11 protein-coding genes are annotated in these 15,876 nt (G+C 63.4%); 7 read left to right on the forward strand and 4 right to left on the reverse strand.

The window, feature by feature from the left end; all coding sequences use genetic code 11:
• Nucleotides 1–4 precede the first annotated feature (4 nt).
• The 3 genes from AB7245_RS41850 to AB7245_RS41860 all read left to right on the forward strand — a co-directional run bounded on the left by AB7245_RS41850 (nt 5) and on the right by AB7245_RS41860 (nt 4,131).
• Nucleotides 5–1,438, forward strand: a complete 1,434-nt coding sequence (locus tag AB7245_RS41850; RefSeq protein ID WP_439035652.1) for an amidohydrolase family protein — start codon at nt 5–7, stop codon at nt 1,436–1,438.
• Between the two features lie 82 nt (nt 1,439–1,520).
• A complete protein-coding gene (locus AB7245_RS41855) occupies nt 1,521–2,153 on the forward strand; it encodes a hypothetical protein (protein ID WP_439035653.1) in 633 nt (210 codons plus the stop codon).
• An 850-nt stretch (nt 2,154–3,003) separates the two neighbouring features.
• Nucleotides 3,004–4,131, forward strand: a complete 1,128-nt coding sequence (locus AB7245_RS41860) for a hypothetical protein (RefSeq protein ID WP_439035654.1) — start codon at nt 3,004–3,006, stop codon at nt 4,129–4,131.
• Nucleotides 4,132–4,778: 647 nt separating this feature from the next.
• Here the strand turns inward: AB7245_RS41860 and AB7245_RS41865 are convergent.
• Nucleotides 4,779–6,170 (reverse strand): FAD-dependent oxidoreductase, encoded by a 1,392-nt coding sequence (locus AB7245_RS41865; RefSeq protein WP_439035655.1) that lies wholly within the window; start codon nt 6,168–6,170, stop codon nt 4,779–4,781.
• 56 nt (nt 6,171–6,226) lie between these two features.
• On the opposite strand from AB7245_RS41865, the gene AB7245_RS41870 reads away from it, so the two are divergent.
• A complete protein-coding gene (locus AB7245_RS41870) occupies nt 6,227–8,368 on the forward strand; it encodes a WG repeat-containing protein (protein ID WP_135216228.1) in 2,142 nt (713 codons plus the stop codon).
• A gap of 42 nt (nt 8,369–8,410) precedes the next feature.
• Here the strand turns inward: AB7245_RS41870 and AB7245_RS41875 are convergent, their stop codons facing one another.
• The gene (locus AB7245_RS41875) at nt 8,411–9,904 is read right to left on the reverse strand and encodes a GH1 family beta-glucosidase (protein ID WP_085401920.1); all 1,494 of its coding nucleotides are present in this window, start codon (nt 9,902–9,904) and stop codon (nt 8,411–8,413) included.
• 2 nt (nt 9,905–9,906) lie between these two features.
• Nucleotides 9,907–10,908 (reverse strand): glycoside hydrolase family 16 protein, encoded by a 1,002-nt coding sequence (locus tag AB7245_RS41880; protein ID WP_085401919.1) that lies wholly within the window; start codon nt 10,906–10,908, stop codon nt 9,907–9,909.
• A gap of 331 nt (nt 10,909–11,239) precedes the next feature.
• On the opposite strand from AB7245_RS41880, the gene AB7245_RS41885 reads away from it, so the two are divergent.
• Entirely contained in the window at nt 11,240–12,487 is a 1,248-nt protein-coding gene (locus tag AB7245_RS41885) for a glycosyltransferase family 87 protein (RefSeq protein ID WP_439035656.1), read from the forward strand.
• A 5-nt stretch (nt 12,488–12,492) separates the two neighbouring features.
• On the opposite strand, the gene AB7245_RS41890 is transcribed toward AB7245_RS41885, so the two are convergent.
• Nucleotides 12,493–13,374: a DMT family transporter gene (locus AB7245_RS41890; protein ID WP_085401917.1), complete on the reverse strand. Its 882-nt coding sequence runs from the start codon at nt 13,372–13,374 to the stop codon at nt 12,493–12,495.
• Between the two features lie 146 nt (nt 13,375–13,520).
• On the opposite strand from AB7245_RS41890, the gene AB7245_RS41895 reads away from it, so the two are divergent.
• Together AB7245_RS41895 and AB7245_RS41900 are read left to right on the forward strand one after the other, a co-directional pair.
• Complete coding sequence (locus AB7245_RS41895) at nt 13,521–13,742, forward strand: dodecin (protein ID WP_085401916.1); 222 nt, start codon at nt 13,521–13,523, stop codon at nt 13,740–13,742.
• A gap of 179 nt (nt 13,743–13,921) precedes the next feature.
• Nucleotides 13,922–15,826, forward strand: a complete 1,905-nt coding sequence (locus AB7245_RS41900; RefSeq protein WP_085401915.1) for a sensor domain-containing diguanylate cyclase — start codon at nt 13,922–13,924, stop codon at nt 15,824–15,826.
• Nucleotides 15,827–15,876: the final 50 nt, after the last annotated feature.

The raw sequence follows: 15,876 nt of genomic DNA on the forward strand, positions 1-15,876 counted from the left end.
GCAGATGGGGCGCTCTACGGGAATCACTCGACGCGTACTGGCCGCGGCGGCCGGCATGATATTCGCCGGCGAGGCCGCGGCACTTGATTTCACGATCGCAGGGAGGGTACTCACACCTTCGGGCGTGATAACCGACGGCGCGCTCGCCGTGACCGGGCAGACTATCGGAGCGGTCGGACCGGCGGCAGCCGTCCCAGGCGCCGGATCGGCGATCAAGCCGGCGGACATCGTCATCCTTCCGGGTTTCATCGATCTGCATAACCATCTCACCTGGAACGTGTTGCCGCGCTGGGTGCCCGGCCGGAAATTCGCCAGCCGGTACGAATGGCAGGACTCTCCGGAGTACGATCGGTTGCTCGTGGCGCCACACAACGCCGTCATGGATAAGAATGGAGCCCCTTGCGAGGTCGAAATCTACGCGGAGGTCAAGGCGCTCGTCGGCGGTGCGACGTCGAGCGTCGGCTCTATCTACGACAAGGACCACCCCGAATACGTCGATTGTGCAAAGGGGCTGGTGCGCAACCTGGATCTTGCGTCCGGGCTGGACTTCAAAAAGCCAGATGACACAGACCCATGCAAGTCGCCGCAGCCGATCGGCGATGTGGTCTTCAACGACGTATTTCCGCTGGAGGAGACACATGGCCGCATGGATTACTTCCTATGCGAGCTGAACCAGGGCTCGCTGCGCAGCCTGATCATCCATCTCTCCGAAGGTGCGCCGACCGACTCCAGCGCCCATCGAGAGTTCACGATGCTGGATAGGGCTGGGCTGTTGAAGCCGGGCATGGTCATCGTGCACGGCACGGCGTTGCGCGACGCGGATTTCGGGCAGATGGCGAAGAACGGCGTCGGGCTCGTGTGGTCGCCGCGCAGCAATGATGAGCTGTACGGAGCGACCACGAACGTCGGCGCCGCCAGTCTCGCTCACATCCCGATCGCCATCGCCCCGGATTGGAGCCCGTCGGGCAGCGCCGGTATGCTCCAGGAGATCGGATACGTCGCGCGGCGCTATCGCGCGATTTCCTCCGAAGACCTCATCAAAATGGCGACTTCGGTGCCTGCGCAGATCGCGAGGCTCGACGGTAGTATCGGCAATCTCACGAAGGACAAGAAGGCGGATTTCGTGGCGGTCAGGGCGAAGCGGGATCCGAAGGCGCGCAATCCCGATCTGGACCCCGTGGTGAAGGCCACGCCGGCCGACATCATGCTGGTCGTGGTCGGTGGAGAGCCGCTGTACGGCGACCCCGCCATAATGACGCAGCTCCGGCCGGCAGCAAAGCTCGAGGACATGACGGTGTGCGGGGCTTCGAAGAAGCTATACCTCGGCGAGAGCGATGCGCCGGCGCTGAAGAATTCGTCGTTCGACCAGATCCAGAATGACATCAATTCGCTCCTCGTGAAGTACGGATCGAAGCTGCCGGACATCGAGTGCGAGTAGCTTTTGTGACGAAGATCGTCGGGAGCTGAAGGTGCGTCTTTACCGTGGCATAGCCGTTCCGGAAGCGTCGGCCGACGCTACGATGGAGGCGATTCTCAAGACCGGGTTGCTGGCCGACGCTGGCCGCTGGCAGTTGGGCGATTCTGACCTCAAACCACGATTGCAGCAGATATGGCTCTCATCCGATCTTACGACGGACCTGACCAGGCCAAAGGACGAGCCGCCGGTCTGGCGCATCTGTGCCTGCGCCCGGGAGAGGGACGCCCTGTACTACGCCTGCAACCACAATCGGAATGGCGAGGATACGGCCTCCATCCTCATAACCCTTGAGGTCGATGAAGCCGACGTCGTCATCGACGGTCGAGATTTCCTCACAACGGTCTTTCAGTTTGGAAATCCGACTGCAAGCCGGGCGGTGCTCGGCAAGCTGTTCGGGCCAGCGGCCCTGCGCTATGCCGACCGTGCCTGGTCGAGCTCGATCGACAACGAGCGGATCGCCTGTTGCGATCTGGCACGGCAAGATGACAACGTCATCGCGGCGCACGCGGCCAACGAGCTGGTGATCGGCGGCCGCTATCGCACCCGCTTTTCGTCGGCGTTCCTCGTCCGGGCGCCGATCGCTGTGGAACGCATCGTCTCGGTTGAGCGCGTCGACCATCGCGGCTATGTCTTGCTGGACATCGACGTCGCACTGGATCAGGCGTTGGGGCGTTAATTCCTTCAACGAAGCCGAACCGGATTGAAAGTTACACGAACCGCAGTTCGGTACTAATCAGGTGCGCGTCTTCCTCCGAGAGTGGCTGATCCACTTTCGCTTTCGATCGGGCACGACTGAGACGACGGCGTTTTCGAGCCAACGGCGGGCTCCGCGCTAGTCCCGTCACTGCGGGCATCAGACGCCGGCGGCCTCTCGACCACATCAGCGGCACTGGCGGCATCAGCGAGATGTTTTTCTGCCGCCTGCAGGAACTGATCGCAGGGTGCTCGCTCCGACGCCTCGACGTCCTGCGGCAAAGCGCGCACGAGAGCGACCAGGGCCGGAGGCTCCGCGAAGGGTATCACGTCCCTTAGTTGGAAGCTGACCATGGGGTGAGAAACGTAGTCCCCCATCGTCCACGCCTGTCCCGTCTCGGACAGGAGAATCTCCGCCGTTAACCGGATTCTCCGGTACTTTCCACTGCTCGTCCACACCTTCGTGAGCCAAGTTTTGAGGCAATAATCATGGTAAACGCGCGTCGTCACGTGCGGGCTTAGGGCGTCCAAAATCGTTGGCGCCAATACTTGCGGAGCCTTAAAAACAAGGGCTTCCCGCGATGGATGGACAGCGAGGCCATCGGCGCCTTCCAAGGATTCGATTGCGGATACTCCGGCGCATTTAATTGCGGGAGACCGCGATCGAGGCGCGTTGCGAACTCACCAAGAATAATTCATGGACAAGTGTGTGTCGGGTCAGTGGTGCTCGAACGCATCTACGAGACGCAAAGCGGGATCGTCCGCACAGTTTCGAAGATCGCTCAGCGAACACTTGATTGCCTGATCATCAAAGCCGATTGGAGCGGCATCAAATGCTTGACGATAGCACTGCATCAATTGTCCCCCTGCATCAAACCCGCCGGCCCAAAACGGCGGCCGAACGGCAACGCGCCTGTCGGCAGCGCAAGCGGCTACAGCGCCAGATTGCCCTGCTTGCTGTCTCGTCCGATGTTCCGGCCGAAGTCCTGCGCGAGGATCTATCTGTCATTCCCGAATCCGCGTCACCAGTCACGGCGGATGTCACGCTCGTCACCCCTGCCGCCGCTTTGGCAGTCACGCCAAACGTCGCCCCCGTGACTGACGTCGCCGCGTTGCCAGTCACGGCCAATGTCACGCTCGTCACCTCCGCCGCCGCTTTACCAGCCACAGCATGCGTCACCCCCGTGACTGCCGGCGTGACGTTGCCGGTTACCGCCAACGTCACGCCGGCCACTCCCGAAGCCGCATCACCAGTCACGGCGAACGTCACGACCTACACGAAGTCACGCAGTCACGTGACGGTCGGGCGACGTATCAGCTCGCTCGGACTGACCGCAGCTGCTCTCGCCCTCTGTGGCGTTGCCATCACGACGAATGGTTGGTTTGCTCGCTCGCTGGGCTCGACTGATCTCGCCGGCTGGTTGTTTTTCGCTGTTGGTGTCGCCGCCGATCTCGTTCTCCTCGCCGTGCCCGAGACTGCCACCCAGCTTTGGCAGGCAGGCAAGCGGGCCACGGCTGCGGCGGCTTGGGCGATATGGTCGATTGTCTCGGTGTTCGCCTTGACCGGTGGCATCGGGTTCGCTTCCGCCAACATCGCCGACGCGACGCTCGCGCGCGCGTCCCGCATCACTCCTGCGGTGACGGCAGCGCGAGCTGCGTTGATTGACGCCGTGACGGCACGCGACCGGGAGTGTGCGAGCGGGGAGGGCCGAATCTGTCGCGCACGCGACCAAGTTGTGACCGAGCGTCACCGCGCGCTGGAAGCCGCGATGAGTTCGGTTGAACACGCCGCCGACCCCCAGACCGACGCGGCCATCAAGATCGTGGCTTGGCTCTCTGCCGGCAACTTGAAACCGGCTGCCGACGATTTCAACATGCTGCGCGTGGTGCTTTTGGCTCTGTTGCCGCAGCTCGGCGGCCTCTTGCTGATGATCGCTGGGCGCGCAAGAAGAAGCAGCTAAACTGCCCGACACTGATGTACGGCCCATTGCCGCCCCTGTCTCAAGTCGAAGCAGACCCTGCGTGCGCATTGTGCGCTGCGGCGCGGAACCCGGAAGATCGGCATATCCAACTACGTAGTCCGGCTCGCCGTCCCCGAGAGCATGTCGGGTGCACATGGTCGATGTCTCGCGGTGTGACGTTTATCTCGGCTGTTTCGTCGAGCAGGCAGTCCTCCGAGCGCAGCATCCTTTCGTACCTGACCAAGCCGCTGGCCGACCAGATTGTGCGGGCATTTCGGGAGAAATACGCGGCCAGGTCCGCGCCGGTGGAGGCGCGCCGCGGGACCGGCGGCCGCCGGGCAGCCAAGTCACAGCTGAAATTGTGTCGAAATCGCTCGTTTCCGTGGATTGAAGGCGCAACCAGATGTTGTGCCGCCGCCGTGTTGGCGATTCCGATACACTCTTTTGGGTCGCAAACCCCCGTCCGATACGATCTTATGAGTCGCGGGCAACAATCTTATGTGTCGCACGCGCTCCGAAATCATTGGAGTTTTTTGGTTAATTTGACACTCTTATAAGTCGCATCACATCGCGCTCGGCCGTTCGTGCGACCTGCTGAAATCGAAAGATCGAGGACCCGTCGGGTCCTCGGTTCGTTTTATCGAACGTCACGCATTCTGCGCCAGCGAATGAGCCTCGATTCGTTGGCGGATATCGGGCGAATTGATCAGGTCGAACGGCTCCATGAGTTGCACGACATCCGAGAACGCGCGCTGGACCACCGGATCGGCCACGACAGCCCGGAATAGAGCGGCTTCGAACTGCCGGCTTTCCTCGTACCGCTCCGGGCGCTCGCCGCGCGTGGTTGGATAGGCGAAGTCAGCGTTCACGCCCATGTTCCAGGGTGCCTGAAGCAGCGCGCCCACTTCGGACATGAACCCAGCCTGGAGGGCCTCGATCGGGTCCGCCTCCCCGGCGACGCGATCCAGGATCTCGCGCAGCAACTTTGCCTCTCGCGCGGCGACCGTCATGCCCTGCCCGTAGACCGGATTGAACCGGCACAGCGAGTCCGCCACGGGGAGAATCCCGCGCGGCAGCCGCTTGAGCCGTTCAAAATGCCGCCAGCGGCTCGTGTCAAACACGAAATGCCGGAGGCCTCCGGGTGGCAAGAGCTTGTAGACTGCGTTGTAGATCGCCGGCGTCTTCAATTGGCGCGCAGCCGCAAGATAGTCCTCCCACGTGCCGGGGCAATTCGTCGCGCCGTGATGGGAGATCGATGTAAACCAGCGCCCGCCTTCGAGAGGAATGATCAAGCCGGCTGTCGCCGACGCGGCGGGATCGGGCAACGTGACCAGATTTTGCCAGTCGAACGAGGTTCGCCCCGGCCGCAGAACCGCGGTGGTGTAGCTGATGTCGACGCCCACGACGGTCTCCTGCGGCCGCTCCCAGCCAAGCACATCGAGCAGGCCGAGCGTCGGCGCGCCGCGGCCGGATGCGTCCACCACGAGATCCGCCTCGATCGCCGCACCAACGCCTGCGTCGTTCTCGAACTTCACCATCGGCCGGGTTGCAGCCGGCACAATCTCCATCACGCGGCTCTGCGATTGCACTTTGACATTGGCGATCGCAGTCACCTTTCGGCGCAGCGTATGCTCGATCAGCGGCCGCGAGCCGCACAGCAGCGACGTCCCGCAGTCGCGCCTTGGCAGCGCGCCGACATCTGGCCGCTCGTACTGGACGTCCTTGAAGACATTCACGGGAACTGCACCGGCGGCGGCAAGATCCTGCGCGAAACCCGGGAAAAGGGAGTCGAGGGCCTGCAGCCCACCGGCCAGAAGAAGATGCGGATGCCGATCCTGGGGAACGCCGGCGCGGGACATGATCGAAGCCGGCAGGACATCGCGTTCGAGAATGACGACTTCCTGGAAGGCGGAAGAAAGCGCACCGGCGGCAGACAATCCTCCAATCCCCGCTCCGATGACAACCGCGCGTTGCCCAAAATGACGGCTCATACTTATTCCTTTGGTTCGATTCACCACCTTTCTGTGCGTGGACCGCACTACGGGAATGTTTCCAATCGCGGGATCTTTGTTTCGATTGCAACGGAGCGGCCGCGATGCCCAAGCGTTACGACAGAACGCCGCGTTCAGCTGCGGTACTCGCCAGACTCGATGCGGCGCAATCTCTTAGGTTGCAACACCATGTTCTGACACGTTCTCGCCACGGATCATCGGTATTCGACCAAAATCGGAATACCGGGAAAGTCGCGATGGGTGCATGCAGCTGGTTCAGAGTCGCATTGTTTGTTCTCGCGTTCACGAATGGCGCGACTGCACAGGACATGCCGTCGGAGCTTACGCCTGTCGGCAAGGCCGTCCTTCAAGCCGAGATCGCGGCCAAGGACCGCTCGGGATCCGGCAAGCCGGTGGACTCTCCGTTGGCCGTGTGCACCTTCCCGGGCGGCCTGTGCGGCGCGGTTCGGCCTGACGGTTCGGTGGCCGTGCCGCCGCGATACGATTGGGTCGGCGACTTCTCGGACAAACGCGCCGCAGTTCGCAGCGGAGGACTGTACGGCTTCGTCGACGACGAGGGGCACGAGGTCGCCGCACCGCAATACGGCCTCGTGGACGACTACAAGTTTGGCTTTGCGCAAGTCGAGGTCGGGGGCAAGTCGGGCCTGATCGATCGTGACGGCAAGATGATCTTCGCGCCGACATACGGCTTCATCGAGGCGATCGGTCCCGACCGCTTCCGCGTGTCGGATTTTCCGCGACGCGGCGGAACCATTGGCGCCGAGGATTTCTCGGGGATAAGGACCACCTACACCTCAAACAGCGTCAGTGTCTCCGCCCCCTTCGAATTCAAGACGAATGGCGTGATCGATCTCTCCGGACAATGGATAGAACCGGCGGCGCCGCCATCGCGCGAATTCGACAAGACAAGTCCATCAGTTCGCTGGGTCGAAAGAGGCGGATTGTGGGGGTTGTTGCAAGCCGATGGAAGCTGGCTGGTCGAGCCGAAGTTTCAGCGGGCGGAAGCCCTAAGTGACGGCCTGGCGCGCGTGACTCTCAGCAGCAAGGTTGGCTTCATTGATGGCACAGGGAAATTCGCCATCGAGCCCGTCTTCGACACGGCCTGGCCGTTCAGGCTCGGCGTTGGGCGCACATCGGCAGAACGAGACGGCAGCTTCGGCGTGATTGACAAGTCCGGATCCTGGATATTCCAAACCAGTCACCAGCAAATTTATCTGGCGATTGCCCGTAACGAAGGCTCCTCCGAGGTGCCGTACGGATGGCACTTCAAGCAGGCGGACCACTGGGGTCTTCTGGACCTCGACGGCCGTACTGTGCTCGACGCAGCGTTCGATCAACCCGTCCAGCATTGTGAAGACAAGCGGCTGATCGCCTACAAGAACAAGCAATGGCTGTATTTCACGGAAGGCGGAAATCCTCTGCAACCTCCTGGAAGCCGGTTGATCGATGCGACATGCGGCGCCGCACCGCCGTACACCCTGCAAACCGGAGACACGTTCCAGCTTGTTGACGCACGCTTGCAGCCTATCGCGCCGATGCAGTTCGAGGCAGTCGTGCGAATTGGACGGGATGCCAGGAATGCCAAAGTCGATGGCAAATGGGGACGCATCAGGTCCGACGGGAGTTGGCTCGTCGAGCCCCGATTCGACTACCTTTCGACCAATCCCGATCCCTTTGTCGCGTCCATTGACGGTAAGCGCGGCGTCATGAAATCGGATGGGACATGGCTGATCGAGCCCAAATTCGACGCCGTTCGAATCCGACAAGACGGCACCGTCTTTGCTTCGACCGACGGAGCGACAGGCATCATGCGGCTCAAGGATCAATCCTGGGTCATGCAACCTCGCCCGGGCGTCATGTGCGATATCAGCAGCGCGCTCATGTCGCAGGCTGGCGGAAAGCGCGTGATCCTGTCTCCCGCCGGCGAGGTTTGGATCGACGCCGATGCCGAGCGCGTCGGCGCCAATCTCGACTTCGGACTTCTGACGTTCTTGAGAAACGGCAAATGGGGGCTGGTCGACACGGCAGGACACGTGATGGTCGAGCCGCAATATGACGAACCCGTCTATTTCGCGCCACGCAATCGTGGCATCGCCTGGGCCAGGCAAGAAGGTAGATGGTGCCCGATCGACCGGCGCAACCATTCGGTCCCGGGGATCGCATGCTCCGATGTCAATCCCGCGCCATCCCTGGCGCCCCCGTTCGAATGCAAGATCGAGCCGTAAGTTCGATGTGCGCAAGACGACGATAGAAGCGTCGCCTTCGGCTCACACCCCGATCGCATTCCGCATCACCACGTCGCGATAGAACGCCGCGCTCAGCTTCGGCACGCGCGCTTGGGTCTCGAAGTCGACCCGGTAGAGGCCGAAGCGCTTGCCGTAGCCGTAGATCCACTCGAAATTGTCCATCAGGCTCCACAGGAAATAGCCGCGAATCGGCACGCCCTCGGCGATCGCACGCTGCATCTGGGTCAGGTAATTGCGCAGGAACATGATGCGGTCGAGATCGTAGACCTGGCCGTCGGCGGAAATCTTGTCCTCGGACGAGGTGCCGTTCTCGCTGATATAGATGGTCTCGATGTTCCAGATTTTTGCGGCGAGACGCGGGGCCCAGTAGATCACCTCAGGGCCGACCCGCAGCCATTCCGAGTTCATGTGCGGGAACGAGGTTGGGAACGGCAGCACGCGGACGCCCGGCGCGCGATCAGAGGCCGTGACGTAGTATTGCGGCGCGTAGATGTTGAGCCCGACGAAATCGTTGGGCGTGCCGATGATCTTCAATTCCTCAGGGGTGAATTTCGGCGCATCCGCGCCGGCATAGGCGAGGAAGCCGTCGGTGTACTTGCCCTCCAGCACCACGCCAAGAAAGCCGGCGTTGAGCTCACGCGTCGCGATCTCGGCGGCGCGGATATTTTCCGGCGTTGCGATCGCGGGCACGCAGGCCGCGATGTTTTCGGCGGCACCGACGCGGGTGCCGGCGCGGCCCGACGCGCGGATCGCCTGCACGGCAAGCCCATGCGCCAGCGCGACGTGATGGCGCGCCTGGTTGAGCTGCGCCGCCGGCAGCTTGAGGCCGGGCGCGTCGATGCCCCAGCCATAGCCGAAATTTACGAAGCGCCCGACCTCATTCACGGTGAAGATGGTTTTGACGCGATCGGTCAGGCGCGCGGCGACATAGGCGGCGTAATCTGCAAAAGCCTTCGACGTGTCGCTCGACTGCCAGCCGCCGACGCGATCCTGGAGCACCTGTGGCAGGTCCCAATGATAGAGCGTCGCATAGGGCTCGATGCCGTTCGCGAGCAGCTCGTCAACGAGCCGGTTGTAGAAATCGAGCCCCTTCGGATTGGGCTGGCCCGATCCATCCGGAAACACCCGCGGCCACGCAATCGAGAAGCGGTAGGCCTTGACGCCGAGCGCCTTAATCAGCGCGACGTCGTCCTTGTAGCGGTGATAATGCTCGTTGGCGCGGTCGCCAGTCGAGCCGTCCTCGATCTTGCCGGGCGTGTGGCTGAAGACATCCCAGATCGATTGGCCGCGGCCGTCCTCATCGACGGCGCCTTCGATCTGGTAGGACGAGGTCGCTGTGCCCCACAAAAAGTCCTTGGGAAAGGGCGCGTGGCGATCGGCCGATGCGGGCGTCTCATTATCTGCAGCCTTGTTATCCGCAGCCTTGTTATCTGCAGCTTTGGCACCCGCCGCTGCACCAAGCGCGGCGAGCCCCGCGAGCTTCGCAAGATCGCGCCGCGAGACATCAGCTGACATCGCTATCTCCGAGCCTGCTCCATGTCGATCTGATAGGCGGAAATCCGGTCGATCTCGAATGCGACGGTGGGCGGTGATTCCGCATCGACCGGACCGACACCGAGAAAGAATTTCGATCCGATCGCGAGATTGACGATCATGTACATGGGATCGTCGAAGCCGATCGGCACCTTGATGTCGGAGACCGGCTTGCGGTCGATGAAATAGACCAGGCGATCCTCCTCCCACAGCACACCGTAATTGTGGAACACGCTGGAGGCATCGCCGACCGCATAGTCAAAGCCGCAGGACTGAATCTTCTGGGTCGACGGAATCCGCCAATGCGTCGTCATCACGAGATCGCCGGGCCGTTCGCCCCGGCCTTCCAGCACGTCGACCTCCGGCGGCCAGCCGCCGTCGTCCGCCAGCATCCAGAACGCCGGCCACACGGCGTGACCGACCGGCACCTTGGCGCGGATTTCGAAATAGCCGTGCTTCTGCGCGAACGTGCCCTGCGTGGTCAGGATTCCCGAGATGTACTCGTTGTTGAACAGAACGGACTTCAGTTCCGGCGGCGTGCGGCTGGCGACGATCGAGAGCACACCGTCTTTCACCTTGAACGGATCGAGCCCAAGCGGCATCCCCGCACGCCCCGAATAGCGCGGATCGACGTAGATCTGCTGCTCGCCATTGGCGCTGGTCTTGCGCTTGAAGTCGGAGCCGTCACCGCCCCAATAGCGCGCTTCCGGCCACGCCGCACCGCCGGCGTAATGCGGCACCCAGCGACCTGTCGCAAGCGGATGCTCGTCAAAGTCATCGTTGAAAGTCCGGCGCAGCGGCAGGAACGCGAGCAAGGCGGGATTGACCGTCTCAAGCTTGCGGCACTCGATCATGGAGGGATCGGTGGTCACTTGCAGCGTCATCGTGCCGGGCGCAGCATCGAGATCGTCCTGCGCGACGCCCGGCGCAGGCACGGCAGACAGGCCGATCGCAACCAGAGCGCCCTTCGTCCAACTGTCGATCATCACCGCACATCGAACTTGGCAGAAAGCTTCGCAGGATATGCGCAGGTTAGCTCGCCTGTCTTCGAGCGGGCAAGCACGGCCATCTGTGCCGGCGGGCGATTTCGAAATGGTCATCTCGACATCGCATTCGGGCCGGCCGGGAATCGCGTCACCCCGGCGCAAGATCGGCGGTTAACCGGGCCAGTTCCGCGCGCCCGGCTCCGCCAGAGGGGCGCCGGCGCCAAATCCTTCCGCATTCGTTACCGTCCCTTAAGCCTCCGATGGCAGTTTGGGCGGGATCCGCGGCCCTGCCCGCCCAACCGCCGATCCATCAGGTCCAAGGTCGTCGCTCATGTTTGCCGAGACGCTGGAAGCGGTTCAGTCCTCGCCGTCGAAGCGGACTGCCTATATCCGCTACGTGCTGGCGGCGCTGGCGTCGATCGCCGTCTTCAAGACCTTCTGGTTCGCACGTTTCGGCGGCTGGACGGATCGCGAGCTCGCCGATTTCGATGCCTTTCACATCGTCGCGCAGCACGTCTGGCGCGGCGATCTCGACCAAGTCTATCATTTCGATGCCCTGCTGAAGATGCAGATGGAGGCCGCCGGCGGCGCCACCGGTTTCATGCCCTGGACCTATCCGCCGCAATACGACCTCCTGCTCGCGCCGTTCGCATTCCTGCCGGTCGGCGTCGGTTATCTCCTCTTCACCGCCGCGACACTTGCGCTCTATCTCGTGACGCTCCGGGCGATCGCCGACCGGAATTTCGCGCAGGTGCTGGTGATCCTGTTTCCGGCGATGGCGATCACCATCGGCTGCGGGCAGAACGGCTTTCTGACGGGGGCGCTGATCGGGCTCGTCTGCCTCAACGTTGAGCGTCGTCAGCTGTTGGCCGGCCTCGCGCTCGGCGCCATGGTGATCAAGCCGCACCTGGCGATTGCCGCCGGCGTCTATCTGCTGGTGACGCGGCGCTGGATTGCGCTCGGAACGGCCGCGGCCGTCGTATTGACGAGCTCACTGCTCTGCACGCTCCTCTTCGGGTGGCAGATCTGGTTCGCGTTGCTCGGAGCGATCAGGGAATCGGCGGGCTATCTCGAGCAGGGCTTCTACCCACTCTTCCGCATGATCTCGACCTATGCGGCGCTGTACAAGGCCGGCCTTCCCGCAAGCGCCGCCTTCTGGGGACAGACGGCCGTTGCCGGGCTGGCCTTGTTCGCCGTCCTTCTCGGTGCGGCGCGGGGCGCTTCACCGGCCTTCACGCTCGGTGCCGCCGTAATGGTATCCGTGATGATCAGCCCCTATGCGTATGATTACGATCTGCCGATGGTCGGGATCGGCCTGGCCCTGATGCTGCCCGATCTCGCCAGGATGGCGAGCCCGCGCGAGCGGAGCGTCATATACGGGCTGATCCTGTTCGCCGGAGCCTATGGGCTGTTGCAATCGGGGCGGCTCGCAGTGCAATTCGGGCAGAAGGCCGATCCCGACCAACATTTCGCGCCCGCCCTGGGCGGCTTCGCCCTGATGGCGCTCCTGGTCCTGCTGCTGCGGCTGCTGTGGCGCGGGACGCAGTCGGCGCCCATCCTGTCGCAGGCCGCGGAATAACGCCTCTACGCCCGCTGCAACGCCAGCGTCACGCCGCCGAGCGTGAGCGCCATCGCCGCCCATTCGCGCAGGCCCAGCGGCTCGCCCAGGATGACCGCGGCGGAGACGACGCCGATCACGGGGACGATCAGCATGCCGGTCGAGGCGGAGGTTGGCGGCAGGCGGCGCAGCGTCTCGAACCAGGTGACGTAACAGACGCCCATCGGCACCAGCGTCATATAGACGAAGCAGCCGAGTCCCAGCGGGGTGATCGCGGTGATGTCGGGATGCTCGAACAGGATACCGAGGATCAGCATCGTGGCGCAGCCGAGCCCAACCTGCCAGGCGACGACCACGAGCGGCGGCATCGGCAGCGGCTTGCGGTTGAGCACATTGCCGAGCGCGAACAGGATGGCGCAGAGCAGTGCGAGCGCAATGCCGAGCAGCTTGTCGGCGCCGAACGCAAAGCCGTTGCCGCCGAGCAGCAGCGCGACGCCGGCGACACCGAGGACGAGACCCAAAATATCCCGCATGGTCGGCCGCGTACCCAGCACCGGCCAGGCGAACAGCATGGCCCAGATCGGCATCGTATAGGCGAGCAGAGCCCCCTCGCTCACGGTCACATATTTCATCGCGACCGTGCCGAGCCCCATCCAGGCAAGGACGTTGGTGAGGGTCGCAAACAACAGCCGCGGAATCGCCTCGCGCGGAACGGCGAAGGATTCCTTCCGGCTCAGTGCCAGCGCGCCGAGAATGAGCGAGGCGCAGACGCCGGCCAGCCCGCGCGCGAACAGCGGCGGCCATTGCTGGAGCAGCAGCTTCATCAATGGCCAGTTCAGCGCCCAGCCGAACGCCGTCACGCCGAGGCAGAGAGAGCCGATCGTCCTGTCGCGCCGCGCCGTATCCATGGACAGCGCTTAGCAGGCGGGTGCGGCGCACTCCACCTCGGCTGGCGCATGCGGGCCATGGCGGACGATGGAACCCGGAACGCCGGTACCCGTTCAAATGGGAGCGGGTGGCGGTGGTGCCGCAACGCAAACGAGGGAGACGTACCATGCCCACAGCCGAGTCGGATCACGTCTACAAGATCCTGGAGCTGGTCGGATCATCCGAGACCTCGATCGAGGATGCGATCAAGAACGCGATCAGCCGCGCCGCCAAGACCGTTCGCGAGATGAAATGGTTCGAGGTGGTGCAGACACGCGGTCACATCGAGAATGGCGCCGTCCGCCACTACCAGGTGACGCTGCGCGTCGGCTTCACGCTGATGGACTGACGCGGCAGACGCCGCACGAAACATCACGCCGCGGCGGCGTAGTTAACATCCGACGATGAGAGTCGATCAAAATATCGACGATCTCCTCAGGCTGACTACGGACGCGCAAAATCATCGCGGAAGTTGCAACAGGCCGTTAAGACCAAAGTGAGAGGTTTGCTCCGATTTGGAGCAAGCCGATGGTCACGGACCGCGAACTCGGCAAGACGCGCCTTCCGCTCTGGGCGGCGGGATTCGTCGTGCTGATCTGCGTGGCGATCCTCGGCTTGAGCGTCTGGCGCGAATGGGAAACGCACAACGCCGATCTCAGGAACGCCGAGATCGACGTCGCCAACCTCGCGCATTCGCTGGTCCAGCACGCGGACGACACGTTCGAGCTCGCCGATACGATCCTGGTCGGACTGGTCCATCGGCTCGAACTCGACGGAACCGGCCCGGACACGATCGCGAAGCTCCAGACTTACCTGCCGACCCGCAAATCATCGGAGCGCATCCGCGGCATCTTCGTCTATGACGAAACCGGCCGATGGCTTGCCACGACCGAGCATGTCGACTTCTCCAAGCTCAACAACAGCGATCGCGAATATTTCCGGCAGCACCGTGATTCCCCGGCGAAGGACACGCTGATCGGGCGGCCCATCAAGAGCCGCGCCGGCGGCCAGTGGATCATCACCGCGTCACGCCGGATCAACCACCCCGACGGCAGCTTTGCCGGTGTCGCGCTGCTCACGATCGACGTCGCCTATTTCGCGAAATTCTACGAGCGCTTCGACGTCGGGTCGAACGGCTCGGCATCGCTGCTCAACGACGCCGGTATCATGCTGGCGCGCAGCCACGACGAGAGCGGCGCCTTCATCGGGCGCGACCTCTCCAATGCGCCGCTGTTCAGGGAATGGAAAAGTCGCCCGGCGGCTGCGGTCTACTATTTCAAGTCGCCGCTCGATGGCGTGCAGCGGCTGAGCTACTATCAGCGCAGCAGCCGCTATCCGCTGATGGTGCTGGCGAGCAAGTCGCAGGACGACGTGCTGGCGCCCTGGCGACGCGCGGCAGCCGCACGCACGGCCTTCGTGCTCGGCCTCGTCGCGCTGATCGCGGTGATCGGCTTCTACCTGGTCCGCCAGCTCTGGCAGCGGCAGCGAATGGCGCAGGCCCTAGTCGCGAATGAAGCCCATTTCCGCCTGCTCGCCGAGCAATCCAGCGACATGGTATCCCGGATCGGGCTGGATAACCGGCTGCTCTACGTCTCTCCCTCGTGCGCGCGCATCACCGGCTGGTCTCCCGAGGAGCTGCTCGGCACGTCGGCGGTGGCCGGTATCCACGCGGACGACATGGAGCGGGTCGAGCAGGCTATCGCAGCGCTGAAGAACGGCGAGGCCGAGGAAGCGCGGTTCGTCTATCGCCAGCGCCATCGCGACAAGGGCGATATCTGGGCCGAGGCGGCCTTGCACGTGACCCGAGCCTCCGACAGCGGCGAGGTCGACGGTGTCGTCGCGGTCGTGCGCGACATGACCGAGCAGAAGGACTTGCAGGACAAACTGGCATCGCTCGCGACCACCGATGGCCTGACCGGCCTTGCCAACCGCCGCGCGTTCGACGAACGCCTCGCGGAGGAATGGGCGCGCGCCCGGCGCGACGGCACGCAGATCTCGCTCCTGTTGATCGACGTCGATCAGTTCAAGAAATTCAACGATCATTACGGACATCAGGCGGGCGACGGCTGCCTGCGCGCGCTCGGCCGGATCCTGTCCGCTCAGGCCAGGCGCCCGGCTGACCTCGCGGCGCGCTACGGCGGCGAGGAATTCGCCGTTCTGTTGCCGAACACCGGCCCGGATGGTTGCGCCGAAGTCGGCGAAGGGATTCGCGAGGCACTGCACGACCTCGCCATGCTGCATGCGCAGAATCCGCCCTCCCGGCTGGTTACGGCAAGCATCGGCGCTGCGACAAGCCTTCCATCTCAGACCGCGCTGGACTGCAACACGCTGGTCGCCGGCGCCGACCGCGCACTCTACGCCGCCAAGGACAGCGGCCGCGACCGTATGGTGATGTCGGGACAGGTCGTGCCCTGGCCCGCGAAGAGCGCGTGACGAATCCTGCCAGGCGTAGCGAACGCCGCCCTTTCCTGCGTAGCTGGCAA

The organism is Bradyrhizobium sp. 604_D8_N2_3, assembly GCF_051810765.1.
GTDB lineage: Bacteria > Pseudomonadota > Alphaproteobacteria > Rhizobiales > Xanthobacteraceae > Bradyrhizobium > Bradyrhizobium barranii.

What these genes read in the sequence shown, in the direction of transcription:
- AB7245_RS41870 (WP_135216228.1), top strand. Translation starts at nt 6,227, where the DNA reads ATGCCCAAGCGTTACGACAGAACGCCGCGTTCAGCTGCGGTACTCGCC.
- AB7245_RS41890 (WP_085401917.1), bottom strand. Translation starts at nt 13,374, where the DNA reads ATGGATACGGCGCGGCGCGACAGGACGATCGGCTCTCTCTGCCTCGGC.
- AB7245_RS41900 (WP_085401915.1), top strand. Translation starts at nt 13,922, where the DNA reads ATGGTCACGGACCGCGAACTCGGCAAGACGCGCCTTCCGCTCTGGGCG.
- AB7245_RS41895 (WP_085401916.1), top strand. Translation starts at nt 13,521, where the DNA reads ATGCCCACAGCCGAGTCGGATCACGTCTACAAGATCCTGGAGCTGGTC.
- AB7245_RS41855 (WP_439035653.1), top strand. Translation starts at nt 1,521, where the DNA reads ATGGAGGCGATTCTCAAGACCGGGTTGCTGGCCGACGCTGGCCGCTGG.
- AB7245_RS41875 (WP_085401920.1), bottom strand. Translation starts at nt 9,904, where the DNA reads ATGTCAGCTGATGTCTCGCGGCGCGATCTTGCGAAGCTCGCGGGGCTC.
- AB7245_RS41885 (WP_439035656.1), top strand. Translation starts at nt 11,240, where the DNA reads ATGTTTGCCGAGACGCTGGAAGCGGTTCAGTCCTCGCCGTCGAAGCGG.
- AB7245_RS41850 (WP_439035652.1), top strand. Translation starts at nt 5, where the DNA reads ATGGGGCGCTCTACGGGAATCACTCGACGCGTACTGGCCGCGGCGGCC.
- AB7245_RS41860 (WP_439035654.1), top strand. Translation starts at nt 3,004, where the DNA reads ATGCTTGACGATAGCACTGCATCAATTGTCCCCCTGCATCAAACCCGC.
- AB7245_RS41880 (WP_085401919.1), bottom strand. Translation starts at nt 10,908, where the DNA reads ATGATCGACAGTTGGACGAAGGGCGCTCTGGTTGCGATCGGCCTGTCT.